General features: G+C 69.6%; 13 protein-coding genes. 11 read left to right on the top strand and 2 right to left on the bottom strand.

Annotated features, from left to right (window positions below; all coding sequences use genetic code 11):
- The 7 genes from ispG to VG899_01375 form a co-directional block, all read left to right on the top strand.
- Positions 1-873, top strand: an 873-nt coding sequence (gene ispG / locus VG899_01345; GenBank protein ID HWA64999.1) for a flavodoxin-dependent (E)-4-hydroxy-3-methylbut-2-enyl-diphosphate synthase, incomplete at its 5' end; no start/stop codon positions are given.
- Positions 874-910: 37 nt separating this feature from the next.
- Positions 911-1,711, top strand: coding sequence for a GNAT family N-acetyltransferase (locus tag VG899_01350; GenBank protein HWA65000.1), 801 nt, complete (start codon positions 911-913; stop codon positions 1,709-1,711).
- 133 nt (positions 1,712-1,844) lie between these two features.
- The gene (locus VG899_01355) at positions 1,845-3,443 is read left to right on the top strand and encodes an ABC transporter substrate-binding protein (protein HWA65001.1); all 1,599 of its coding nucleotides are present in this window, start codon (positions 1,845-1,847) and stop codon (positions 3,441-3,443) included.
- A 28-nt stretch (positions 3,444-3,471) separates the two neighbouring features.
- Positions 3,472-4,500, top strand: a complete 1,029-nt coding sequence (locus VG899_01360) for an ABC transporter permease (GenBank protein HWA65002.1) — start codon at positions 3,472-3,474, stop codon at positions 4,498-4,500.
- Positions 4,500-6,377 carry a dipeptide/oligopeptide/nickel ABC transporter permease/ATP-binding protein gene (locus VG899_01365; protein HWA65003.1) on the top strand — a complete coding sequence of 626 codons (1,878 nt, stop codon included), beginning with the start codon at positions 4,500-4,502 and terminating at the stop codon, positions 6,375-6,377. The genes VG899_01360 and VG899_01365 overlap by 1 nt, the downstream gene beginning before the upstream one ends.
- Positions 6,370-7,656, top strand: a complete 1,287-nt coding sequence (locus VG899_01370) for an ABC transporter ATP-binding protein (protein HWA65004.1) — start codon at positions 6,370-6,372, stop codon at positions 7,654-7,656. The genes VG899_01365 and VG899_01370 overlap by 8 nt, the downstream gene beginning before the upstream one ends.
- Before the next feature lie 9 nt (positions 7,657-7,665).
- Positions 7,666-9,390: a proline--tRNA ligase gene (locus tag VG899_01375; protein ID HWA65005.1), complete on the top strand. Its 1,725-nt coding sequence runs from the start codon at positions 7,666-7,668 to the stop codon at positions 9,388-9,390.
- 99 nt (positions 9,391-9,489) lie between these two features.
- Here the strand turns inward: VG899_01375 and VG899_01380 are convergent, their stop codons facing one another.
- Positions 9,490-9,900 (bottom strand): ferritin-like domain-containing protein, encoded by a 411-nt coding sequence (locus tag VG899_01380; protein ID HWA65006.1) that lies wholly within the window; start codon positions 9,898-9,900, stop codon positions 9,490-9,492.
- The gene (locus VG899_01385; protein ID HWA65007.1) at positions 9,897-10,349 is read right to left on the bottom strand and encodes a hypothetical protein; all 453 of its coding nucleotides are present in this window, start codon (positions 10,347-10,349) and stop codon (positions 9,897-9,899) included. Before VG899_01385 ends, VG899_01380 begins: the two co-directional genes overlap by 4 nt.
- 45 nt (positions 10,350-10,394) lie before the next feature.
- On the opposite strand from VG899_01385, the gene rimP reads away from it, so the two are divergent.
- From rimP to VG899_01405, 4 genes are all read left to right on the top strand, one after another.
- Positions 10,395-10,835 (top strand): ribosome maturation factor RimP, encoded by a 441-nt coding sequence (gene rimP / locus VG899_01390; protein HWA65008.1) that lies wholly within the window; start codon positions 10,395-10,397, stop codon positions 10,833-10,835.
- Positions 10,836-10,854: 19 nt separating this feature from the next.
- Entirely contained in the window at positions 10,855-11,832 is a 978-nt protein-coding gene (gene nusA, locus VG899_01395) for a transcription termination factor NusA (GenBank protein HWA65009.1), read from the top strand.
- Between the two features lie 2 nt (positions 11,833-11,834).
- The gene (locus VG899_01400) at positions 11,835-12,137 is read left to right on the top strand and encodes a YlxR family protein (GenBank protein HWA65010.1); all 303 of its coding nucleotides are present in this window, start codon (positions 11,835-11,837) and stop codon (positions 12,135-12,137) included.
- An 84-nt stretch (positions 12,138-12,221) separates the two neighbouring features.
- On the top strand, positions 12,222-12,552 hold a 331-nt coding region (locus VG899_01405; protein ID HWA65011.1), incomplete at its 3' end, for a translation initiation factor IF-2 N-terminal domain-containing protein.

A 12,552-nucleotide genomic window follows, 5' to 3' on the forward strand; every position in this document is an offset into this window, starting at 1 on the left:
GACATCCACTTCCAGCCGCGCTACATCTTCTCGGCGATCGACGCCGGCTGTGCCGCCGTACGGGTCAATCCGGGCAACATCAAGGAGTTCGACGGCCGGGTGCGAGATGTCGCGCTCGCTGCCAAGGACGCCGGGATCCCGATCCGGATCGGGGTCAACGCCGGCTCACTCGACAAGCGCTTCCTCGAAAAGCACGGTGGTCCGACGCCCGCGGCGCTCGTGGACAGTGCGCTGTGGGAGTGCTCGCTGTTCGAGGAGCACGACTTCACCGACATCAAGATCTCGGTGAAGCACCACGACCCGGTGGTGATGGTGTCGGCGTACCGGCTGCTCGCGCAGCAGTGCGACTACCCGCTCCACCTCGGGGTGACCGAGGCCGGCCCTGCCTTCCAGGGGACGATCAAGTCGGCCGTTGCCTTCGGCGCGCTCCTCGCGGAGGGAATCGGCGACACCATCCGGGTCTCGCTGTCGGCGCCGCCGGTGGAGGAGGTCAAGGTCGGCATCGCGATCCTGTCCTCGCTCGGCCTTCGGCCGCGCCGACTGGAGATCGTGTCCTGCCCGTCGTGCGGTCGAGCGCAGGTCGACGTCTACACGCTCGCCGAGAAGGTCCAGGCGGGCCTCGAGGGCATGACGGTCCCGTTGCGGGTAGCCGTGATGGGCTGCGTCGTCAACGGACCCGGGGAGGCGCGTGAAGCCGACCTCGGTGTGGCCTCGGGCAACGGCAAGGGGCAGATCTTCGTCAAGGGCGAGGTCATCAAGACCGTCCCGGAGGCGCAGATCGTCGAGACGCTGATCGAGGAGGCGATGCGCCTCGCCGAGCAGATGGAAGCCGCGGGCGATGCGGAAGGCGAGCCCAGCGTGTCAGTCGGCTGACGAGCTCCCCTTGATCCGGGTCCTCGACGACAAAGACATGCCGGCGGTGCTCGACCTGCTCGGTGCTGACCCGGTCAGCAACGTCTTCGTCGCCTCTCGCATCGACGCCGCCGGGCTCGCGCCGCAGCGGCTCGGCGCGCAGGTGTGGGGTTACGGGCGCGGCAGCCACCCGACGGCGCTGTGCTACTCGGGCGCCAACCTGGTGCCGGTCGGCGCGGACGAGCCGGCGCTTCGCGCGTTTGCCGAGCACGCGGCGAGACAAGGTCGCCGTTGCTCCTCGATCGTCGGCCCGGCCGAGATGGTGGCGACGTTGTGGGAGGACCTCGAGGCGAGCTGGGGACCCGCGCGAGAGCTCCGGATGCGCCAACCCCTGATGCTGACCACCTCCTACGCCACGACGGATCCGGACACCGCGGTACGACGGGTGCGCCCGGAGGAGCTCGAGCTGCTCCTGCCGGCGAGCATCGCGATGTTCACCGAGGAGGTCGGGGTCTCGCCCGTCGCCGGCGACGGCGGCGCGCTCTACCGGGCAAGGGTGCGCGAACTGATCGCTGCCGGCCGGGCGTTCGCGCGCATCGACGGCGATCGGGTCGTGTTCAAGGCCGAGGTCGCCGCCGTCACCAAAGGCGTCTGTCAGCTGCAGGGCGTCTGGGTGGAGCCGTCGCAGCGAGGCCGCGGCTTGTCGGTCGCCGGGATGGCCGCGGTCGTGGCCGCCTGCCTGCGTGACATCGCCCCCGCCGTGTCGCTGTACGTCAACGACTTCAACCTCCCGGCCCGCCGCGCGTACGAGCGCGTCGGGTTCAGCGAGGTCGGCAGCTTCGCCTCGGTGTTGTTCTGATCGACCCCTGCCCGGCCGGTCCTCGTTAGGTAACGAATCGGTCTCCGCGGCTCGCGCCCATTGCGTTCGTCGTGCGACTAGCGCTTTGATGCGCCTAGCGGTGGGGGGAACCGACGGGGCAGGAGTCCTTTTGATGCGTCTTCGCTGGCAGTCGTCTCGGGTCAGGTACGGAGTCATCGGCGCCACCTTGGCGATCGGCGCCGTCGCGTGTGGTTCCGGAAGCAGCGGCGGGTCCGGACCGTCCTCGTCGGGCAGCAACAGCCCCGCATCGGGCACGGTCGTGCTCGGTACGACGGACCAGATCGTCTCCGTCGACCCGGCAGGCTCCTACGATCTGCCGTCCTGGACCGTGCAGTACAACGTCTTCCAGCAGCTGCTCGAGGTGCCGCCGGGCACCTCCAACATCGCTCCCGAGGCGGCGTCGTGCGCGTTCCAGGGCAGCACGACGTACGTCTGCACCATGCAGCCCGGGCAGGAGTTCTCCAACGGGGACCCGGTGACGGCGCAAGACGTCGTGTACTCCTTCAACCGGGTGCTCAAGATCAACAGCCCCACCGGTCCTGCGTCGCTGTTCGCACCGATGAAGACCGTCACGGCGTCGGGCGACAAGGTCACCTTCACGCTGACCGCACCGGACGCGGCGTGGCCCTACGTGCTGACCACCGCGGCCGGCTCGATCGTCGATCCGAAGGTGTTCCCGGCCGACAAGCTGCTGCCGGATTCCCAGGCGATCGGTTCAGGCCCGTACGAGCTCTCGCAGTACACCGCAAACCAGCTCGCGGAGTTCACCCCCAACCCGCACTACGGCGGCGCCGACCAGCTGTCGAACTCGAAGTTCATCGTGAAGTACGAGCAGGACGCCTCCACCCTGGTCTCGGACGCACAGTCGGGTGGCGTCGACATCGCCTACCGCACGCTGTCGCCGACCCAGCTCCAGGCGCTGCAGGGCTCGAACGGCATCACCTTGGTGCAGGGCAAGGGCATCGAGATCCGTTACCTGGTCTTCAACGAGAAGCTCGGTCCGGGAACGGCCAACGCCCAGGGTCTCGCGATCCGGCAGGCGGTCGCGCAGTCGATCGATCGTTCCTCGATCGCCTCGAACGTCTACCGCGGCACCGTCACCCCGGCGTACTCGATCGTGCCGCAAGGACTCAACTTCGCAACCGAGGCGCTGAAGACGCAGTACGGCGCGGACCCGGACGTGGCGAAGGCCAAGGCGACGCTCGCGGCGGCGGGCGTGAAGACGCCGGTGTCGTTCACGCTCTGGTACAACGTCAACCACTACAACGACGGCGACCTCGCCACCGAGCTGATGCGCGAGCTCAACGCGACCGGTCTGTTCAAGGTCAAGCTGCAGACCGCCGAGTGGGCGACCTACGAGAAGTCGGCGCTGTCCGACGGGTACGGCGTCTACCTGTTCGGCTGGTTCCCGGACTACCCGGACGCCGACGACTACACCGAGCCGTTCTTCATCTGCAACAAGGACTTCCTGGACGACCACTACTGCAGCCAGCAGGTCGACAAGGACCTCAGCGCGGAGGAGGCGTCGAGCGACAGCTCGAAGCGGTCCGCCGCCTTCGCCGACATGCAGGACGTGCTTGCCAAGGACGTTCCGGTGATCCCGATCTGGCAGGGCGGGCAGGTCGCGGCCGTGGGCTCGGGCGTCACGGGCGTGCAGTCGACGCTCGACCCGTCCTACACCTTCCGGTTCTGGCTGGTCGGCAAGAGCTGAGAGCTGCGCGAACCCAGCTCGCTAGCTAGTGGCGGCGACGACAGGATCGCTGCGTCGGTATCTGCTGACGCGGCTGATCCTCGTCGTACCGATGGTGTTCATCCTGCTCACCATCGTGTTCCTGCTGATGCGCGTCGCGCCGGGCAACCCGATCGCGGCCTCGGTCGGCGCCCACCTCACCCCGGCTCAGCTCAAGGTCCGTGAGGCGCAGGCCGGATTCAACAAGCCGCTGATCGTGCAGTACGGCAAGTACCTGGAGCAGGTGGTGACCGGCAACTTCGGCACGACGATCACCGACGACCGCCCGGTCACCCAGATCATCCAGCAGAACGGCGCGGCAACCCTCGAGCTGACGGTCTCGGCGATGTTCATCGCGGTCCTCGTCGGCATCCCGCTCGGGCTGCTCGCCGGCCGGATGCGTGACACGTGGGTGGACGTGTCCTCGCGGGTGTTCGGCATCGTGATCTACGCGGCGCCGGTGTTCTTCCTCGGCCTGCTCGCTCAGGAGCTGTTCGGCCACGTCCTGCACTGGTTGCCGCCGACCAGCCAGGCCGACGTGCTGACCCAGCTCGACATCAAGCCGCACACGAACATCCTCGTGCTCGACGCGATGATCGACGGGAAGTGGGGTGACATCCCCGGGCTGCTGAAGCATCTGGTGCTGCCGGCCACCGTGCTCGGGCTGACGATCTCCGGCGTGATCATCCGGCTGGTCCGCGTCAACGTGATCCAGACGATGAAGGGCGACTACATCGAGGCGGCGAGAGCGCGCGGTATCAGCGAGCGCGGTGTTGCGGTGCGCCACGCGCTCCGCAACGCGATGGTGCCCATCGTCACGGTCACTGGGCTCCAGGCCGCGCTGCTGATGTCCGGTGCCGTCCTCACCGAGCAGACCTTCAACTGGCCGGGCATCGGCAACCGGCTGGTGTTCTACCTGGAGGCGCGTGACTACACCGCGGTGCAAGGCATCGTCACGGCCTTCACGCTTGCCGTCGTCGTCATCAGCCTGCTGATCGACATCATCAACGCCTGGATCGACCCGCGGGTGAGGTTCTGATGCGCCGCCTCCGCGATCTGCGCGGCCTGCCGAGGGTGCTGTTCCTCGTCGGACTGACGATCACCGTCGTCTTCGTCGTACTCGCGGTCTTCGCGCCGCTGATCGCGCCGTACGGCTACAACCAGTACCTCGCGCACGGCGTGCGTTTCCCGCAGCAGGCGCCACCGTCGGTCCACCATCTGCTCGGTACGACGGTGCAGTCCGACGACGTCCTCTCGCGCGTCATCTGGGGAGCCCGCACCTCGATCGAGGTCGTGGTCCTCGCGCTGCTGCTCAGCATCGTGGTCGGCGTGCCGCTCGGCCTGATCTCCGGCTACTTCGGCGGCTGGATCGATCGCGTCCTCGTGCTGGTCAACGACTCGCTCATCGCCTTCCCGTACCTGCTGCTGGCGATCGTGATCGCGTTCCTGCTGCAGGGCTCGATCGGCGGCGGCGTCGCAACGGCCGCGATCGCCATCACCGTGATCTACATCCCGCAGTACTTCCGGGTGGTCCGCAACAGCGTCCTGTCGGTTCGCGAAGAGCCCTACGTCGAGGCGGGCCGGGTCATCGGCGCCCGGCCGCGGACGGTCATCACCCGCTACGTCTTCGCCAACGTCGTGCAGTCGGTCCCGGTGCTCGCCTCGCTGAACGCGGCCGACGCGATCCTGACTCTCGCCGCACTTTCGTTCCTCGGCATCGGCATCGACCCGTCCGCCGCCGCCGAATGGGGATACGACATCTCGCGCGGGATCGACGACGCGCAGGCCGGGTACTGGTGGACCGGGCTGTTCCCCGGCCTGGCGATCATCCTGCTCGTGACCGGTCTCACGCTGGTCGGCGAGAGCCTCAACGACACGATCAACCCGGTGCTGCGGCAGCGCCGGTTCGGGCGGCTCGCCCGGCCCGAAGAGCCGCCGGTCGTGTCATTGACGGCGCAGGTTCCTGCCACACCGGTGATCCGGGTGCGCGACCTGCGGGTCTGGTACGCCAGCGAGCGCGGTCCGGTGCAGGCGGTCGACGGCGTGTCCTTCGACGTCCGCCAGGGGGAGACCCTCGGCGTGGTCGGCGAGTCCGGCTGCGGGAAGTCGACGCTGGCGCGGGGGCTGCTCGGCCTGTTGCCGGCGGGTGCGATCAGCGACGGTGTCGTCGAGCTCGAAGGGCGCAACCTGGTCGGGCTGGCTCCCGAAGAGCTGCGCTGGCTGCGCGGCCCCTCGCTCGGCATGGTCTTCCAGGAGCCGATGACCCGGCTCGATCCGCTGATGCGGGTGAGCGCTCACTTCGCAGAGGTGCTGCGTACCCACGAAGGGCAGCTCTCGGACGACGAGATCCGCCGTCGGTCGCTCGACGCGCTCGCCGGGATGGGCATCCCGCCGACCCGCTTCGACAACTACCCGTACGAGTTCTCCGGTGGCATGCGCCAGCGCATCCTGATCGCGCTCACCCTGGTCCTGCAGCCGAAGTTCGTCGTCGCCGACGAGCCGACCACGGCGCTGGACGTGCTGGTGGAGGCACAGATCCTCGCGATCCTCGCCGACGTGAAGCGCAACTTCGACACCTCGATCCTGTTCATCACCCACAACCTCGGGATCGTGGCGGAGGCGTGCGACCGGATCGCCGTGATGTACGCCGGGCGCATCGTCGAGCAAGGCCCGGTGTCGTCGGTGTTCGCCGATCCGCAGCACCCCTACACCCGGGAACTGCTCGCCTCGACGATCAGCCTGTCGACCACCGGACTGCACTACATCGAGGGCTCACCGCCGGACCTTGCTGCGCCGCCGTCCGGTTGCCGCTTCCACCCACGGTGCCCGGCGGTCATGGACGTCTGCTCCGAACGCTTCCCGCAGCCGGTCGAGCTCGGCGGCGGCCACCCGGTGGAGTGTTGGCTCCATGTCTGACGACGTGCTGCTCGAGCTCGACGACGTCCGAGTCCACTTCGGCCTGCGCGGCAGCTTCCTGCAACGCATGGCGGGCCGTGACGTCGGATCGGTCAAGGCGGTCGACGGCGTCAGCCTCACGCTGCGACGCGGCGAGGTGCTGGGCGTGGTCGGCGAGTCCGGCAGCGGCAAGACGACGTTGGGTCGCGCAGCGCTGCGTACCGTGCCGGTCACCTCCGGGTCGGTCCGCTTCGACGGGATCGACCTGACGAACCTGCGGGAGTCCGGCATGCGGCCGCTGCGCCGGCGTATGCAGCTCGTGTTCCAGGACCCCAACGCCTCTCTCAACCCGGCGATGACGATCGGGGAGGCCGTCGGTGACCCGCTACGGATTCACGGCATCGCGAAAGACAAGGCGGCGCGGCGCGCACTGGTCGCCGAGACCCTCGAGCGGGTCGGCCTGACGCCGGCGGAGCGCTACATCGACAGCTACCCCGCCAACCTCTCCGGCGGGCAGAAGCAGCGCGTCGTGATCGCTCGCGCGGTCATCTGCGGTCCCGACCTGCTCGTCGCCGACGAGCCGGTGTCGATGCTCGACATGAGCGTGCGCGCCCGGATCCTCGACCTGATGCTCGACCTCAAGCGCGACCTCGGGCTCACCTACCTCTACGTCACGCACGACCTCGCCACTGCGAAGTTCTTCTGCGACACCATCGCGATCATGTACCTCGGCCGGGTCGTCGAGTACGGACCTGCCGCCGAGATCTACGCCAACCCTCGCCACCCCTACACCCAAGCGCTGCTGCGCGCGATCCCGGAGCCCGATCCGGCGCGTTCGGTCGCACGGGACCTGCCGCGCGGAGAGGTGCCCGACGCCGCTGCACCTCCGCTCGGCTGTTCGTTCCATCCACGCTGTCCCGTCGCCTTCGAGCAGTGCGGGTGGGAGAGCCGTGATCTCGCCGACCTCCTCGAGCGGCACTGGGTCCGCCCGGGCTCCGACTACGAGACCGAACGCGCGGTGGTCGGTTCGATCGAAGCGCTGGAGCGGCCGAGTACGACGGCTCGCCTCGCCGCAGGCGGTGGGCGATCCGGGGCGGACGTCGGCCACCTGCTCGACGCGATCCGTCACGAGAACCCCGCCGAGCCGCTGTGGAAGGGTGTGCAGGACACCGAGCAGGAACCGGGCGCGGTCACGGTCCACTTCCGCGACGACTGGGTCGACCCTGCGCTCTACGACGTCGGTACGACCCGCGTGGCGTGTCTGAAATATCGCGAGGAGCCGCGCGAGGCGACCTCCTAGTCTCGTCCCATGGTCACGCGGATGTCGCAGCTGTTCCTTCGTACCTTGCGCGACGATCCGGCGGACGCGGAGCTGCCCAGCCATCGCCTGCTCGTCCGCGCCGGCTACATCCGCCGGCTGGCGCCCGGGATCTACTCCTGGCTGCCGCTCGGCAAGCGCATCCTCGACAACGTTGCGAACGTCGTCCGCGAGGAGATGAACCGGATCGGCGCGCAGGAAGTGCTGTTCCCGGCGATGATCCCGCGCGAGGTCTTCGACGCGAGCGGTCGCTACGAGAGCTACGGCGAAGGGATCTTCCGGCTGCACGACCGCAAGGACAACGACTACCTCCTCGCGCCGACGCACGAGGAGCTGTTCACGCTGCTGGTGAAGAGCGAGTACGCGTCCTACCGCGACTACCCGGTCTCGCTCTACCAGATCCAGACGAAGTACCGCGACGAAGCCCGCCCCCGGGCCGGCCTGCTGCGGGGCCGTGAGTTCGTGATGAAGGACTCCTACTCCTTCGATCTCGACGAGGAAGGCCTGCAGGCCTCCTACGACGCTCATCGCGAGGCCTATCAGCGGATCTTCACCCGGCTGGGACTCGACTACCGGATCGCGTTCGCGGTCTCGGGGGCGATGGGCGGTTCGGCGAGCGAGGAGTTCCTCGCGCCCGCGGAGTACGGCGAGGACACCTTCGTCCAGTGCGCCAACTGCGACTACACCGCCAACACCGAGGCGGTGGAGATTCGCACCCCTGACCCGGTCGACCCGTCCGGACGCCCCCCGAGCGAGGTCCTCGACACGCCGAACACGCCGACGATCGACACGCTTGTGGCGTTGCTCACGGAGCGTGGCGTCGCCGAAAGTGCCGCCGACACGTTGAAGAACGTGGTGCTCAAGACGCGTGAGCCGGGCAAGGACTGGGAGCTGCTGGTCGTCGGCGTACCGGGCGATCGCGAGGTCGACCTCAAGCGGATCGGCGGGCAGCTCGAGCCCACCGAGGTCGAGGTCGCCGACGCCGAGCTGATCAAGACGGTGCCGGGTCTGGTGCCCGGTTACATCGGGCCGCAGCGGCTCGCCGAGTGGGGGGTGCGCTACCTCGTCGACCCGACCGTCGTACCGGGCAGCTCCTGGGTCACCGGCGCCAACGAAGCCGACCGGCACGCCGCCAACGTCGTGCGGGGTCGCGACTTCGAGCCGGCCGGGGAGCTCGGCGCGGTGGAGATCCGCGACGGTGACCGCTGCGGCCGCTGCGGCGGCGAGCTCTCGATCGCGCGCGGCATCGAGATCGGCCACGTGTTCCAGCTCGGCAAGAAGTACGCGGACGCGTTCTCCCTCGACGCGCAAGGTCCCGATGGCGAGGCGATCCGGATCACGATGGGCTCCTACGGGATCGGCGTCTCCCGTGCCGTCGCCGCCGTCGCCGAGCAGCGGCTCGACGACGCCGGCCTGTGCTGGCCGGCCTCGATCGCGCCGTTCGAGTTCCACATCGTCCCGGTGGGCAAGGACGACGCTCCGCTGGCGGCGGCGACCAAGCTGGCGGAGGACCTCGAAGCGGCCGGCCGACGTGTCCTGCTCGACGACCGCGCCGGCTCAGCGGGGGCGAAGTTCGCCGACGCCGACCTGCTCGGCATGCCGACGATCATCGTGGTCGGCAAGGCGCTGGCCGACGGCAACATCGAAGTGAAGGACCGGGCCAGCGGCGAACGCCGTACCGTCCCGCTGGCCGACGCCGTCACCGCTCTCACCTGACCGGCCCGCCCCGGTTCGAAGTAGCACACAACCACCTCCCAGAACCGGACACGACGCCGCGATTCGGGCATTTCGAGCCGGGTTGTGTGCTACTTCGGATCAGGGGCGGCCCGGGAGGGGGGTCGAGGCGCCCCACAGCGCGGCCGACTCGGCCGCGTCGGTCAGCCAGCCGACCGCCAGCTCACGGGCCGGCGAGCCCGCCGGGCTCGCCGCCGCCAGGTCCCAGGCGGCGCCCGCCGCGCCGTTCTCCAGGGTGCCGGCCAGGCGGCGGGCGCTCGCCGGATCGGTGACGGCGAACGGCATCTGGTACGCCGGTTGCGCCGCGCCGGCAACCGCCCCGATCTGCTGGATCAGCGCGGCGATCTGGTCGCGCAGCACCTGGTGGGCGGTCAGCCTGGTCGCGGCGTAGCGCTGCGCCTTGCCCGACAAGTGCGCGCCGACCACGCCGTAGCCGTAGACGACCGCCTGCTCGGCGGCGAGCGCTTCGCGAAGCCCGGCGAGCTCACTCACGCCGCACTCACTCGGGCGCTCACCGTGTGTGCCGCGCAGATGCTCGCGAGCAGCGCGGCATTCGCGCCGGTGACGGCGCCGACCGCGGCGTCGTGGAGCGAGGCAGCGCTCGATTCGAGCAACGACTGGATCGACGGGCCGAGCGTGGTCACGGGGGTCGGCGTGGGCATCGGCGTGGCAGGTGCGGTGCCGCCGAGTGCGCTGAGGTGCGCCACGTGGGTGGCTCGGGCGGCAGCGATCGCCACGACGCCCTGGCCGGCCGTGACCGCGATCGCGTCGTCGTACCACGCGATGAGCCGTTGCTCGGTCAGCCGTGCTTCGGCGAGCGCGGCGCCGTCCGGATCCGCCGCCCCGGGATGCCGCGCGGCCGTCGGGTGCTTGCACGCCGCAACGAACAGCAAGCCGGCGCCGAGGATGCTTCGCCGGGTCACCGTGACGGCTGGTCGCACCGTTTCGAGTGTGCCAGTCGTTACCCGCGGCACTATCTTCGGCGAATGGCGAGGACCACACCGGCGCAGTTGCGCGACCTGTTGGGTCCTGTCGTGACCGCGGCCGGGTACGACCTCGAGGACGTCGAAGTCAGTACGGCGGGGCGCCGCAGCGTGGTGCGCGTCGTCGTCGATCGAGACGGCGGCATCGATCTCGACGCGGTCGCCGAGATCTCCCGGCCGGTCTCCGAGGCGCTCGACGCCGCCGACGCCTTCGGGGAGTCCGCCTATGTGCTCGAGGTGACCTCGCCCGGCGTGGACCGGCCGCTCACCGAGCCGCGGCACTGGCGACGCAACGTCGGCCGGTTGGTCGAAGTCGACGGGGTCACCGCCCGGATCGCCGACGCGACCGACAGTGGGGTCGTTCTGGACGTCGACGGCTCCCCGCGCGAGCTCGGGTACGCCGAGCTGGGCGCCGGCAAGGTCGTCGTGGAGTTCTCGCGATGAACTGCCCGCGGAGCGCGCTGTGAACATCGACATCGCTGCCCTCAAAGGGCTGGTGCGGGAGAAGGACGTCTCGCTCGACACGGTCGTCGAGGCGTTGGAGTCCGCCCTGCTCGCGGCGTACGAGCGGACCGACGGCGCCCAGCCGCGCGCTCGCGTCACCCTGGACCGCAAGACCGGCGAGGTGACCGTCCTCGCGCAGGAGGTCGACGAGTCCGGGGAGGTGGTTCGCGAGTACGACGACACGCCGAGCGACTTCGGGCGGATCGCCGCGATGACCGCGAAGCACGTGATCATGTCCCGGCTGCGCGACCACGCCCAGGAGACCACCTACGGCGAGTACGTCGGCAAGGAAGGCGACCTGGTCAGCGGGGTGATCCAGCACCACTCCGGCATGCGCCCCGACGGGCCGGTGCTGGTCGATCTCGGCGACCTCGAAGGCGTGCTGCCGCCCAGCGAGCAGGTGCCGGGGGAGCGCTACGTCCACGGCGAGCGGCTTCGCTGCCTGGTCGTGAGCGTCAACCGGGGACTGCGCGGCGCTCAGGTCACGCTCTCGCGGACCCACCCGAACCTGGTCCGCAAGCTGTTCGCGATGGAGGTCCCGGAGATCGCCGACGGCACCGTCGAGATCGCCGCGATCGCCCGTGAGGCCGGCCACCGCACCAAGGTCGCGGTCCGGTCGAACTCGGCGTCGGTACGCGCCCGGGGGGCCTGCATCGGCCCGATGGGGGCGCGGGTGCGTGCGGTCGTGACCGAGCTGCACGGCGAGAAGATCGACATCGTGGACTGGGCCGAGGACCCGGCCACGTTCGTCGGCAACGCGCTTTCCCCGGCGCAGGTCCTGAGCGTGACGGTGGTCGACGCCGCGATGAAGGCGGCCCGGGTCGTCGTCCCGGACTTCCAGCTGTCGCTGGCGATCGGCAAGGAAGGCCAGAACGCCCGGCTCGCGAACCGGCTGACCGGCTGGCGGATCGACATTCGCTCCGACGTTCAGGGCTAGACTTGTCGGCGGCTTCCAAGCGCGAGCCGGTCCGAACCTGTGTCGGGTGCCGGGTCAGGGCGGCGAAGCCGGAACTGATACGCGTCGTTGCGGTCGCGGGGTCCCTGACCCCGGACCCGCGGGGCACGTCACCGGGACGCGGGGCCTACCTGCATCCCGACCCGACATGTCTCGCGCTGGCGGAACGCCGCCGGGCGTTCCCACGGGCCCTTCGGGCCGGCGGGGCGCTCGACAGCACCGCGCTCGCGGCGTACGTCGCAGTGAGCGGTACCCACGAAAACCAAAGGGACGGAAACGTTCGATGAGCGCTCGATGAGCCACCACCGATGAGAACCACCCTGCACTGACAACGGCTTGCGGAGCTCTCCGTAGGCCACGAAGGAGAGTCTGTGGCCAAGGAGCGAGTATCCGCGCTCGCCAAGCAGATCGGCATGCCGTCGAAGCAGCTGATCGAGTGGCTCAACAACAACGGCGAGTACGTGAAGACGCCGTCGTCCACGGTCGAGGCGCCGGTCGTCGCCAAGGTCTTCGCGGCGTTCCCGCCGGTCGCTGAGGCTGAAAAGCCCGCCCCGAAGGCGACGAAGAAGGCCGCCGCGCCTGAGGTGCCGGCAGCGCCCGACGTCGACTCCGCATCCGCACCGGTCGAGTCGCCAATGACCCCGGCTGCGCCGCTTGCGCCCGCCGCGACGGCGGCGCCCGCCGCGCCGGTGGTTCCCGACG

It is taken from the genome of Mycobacteriales bacterium, assembly GCA_035550055.1.
Lineage (GTDB): Bacteria > Actinomycetota > Actinomycetes > JAFAQI01 > JAFAQI01 > DASZTV01.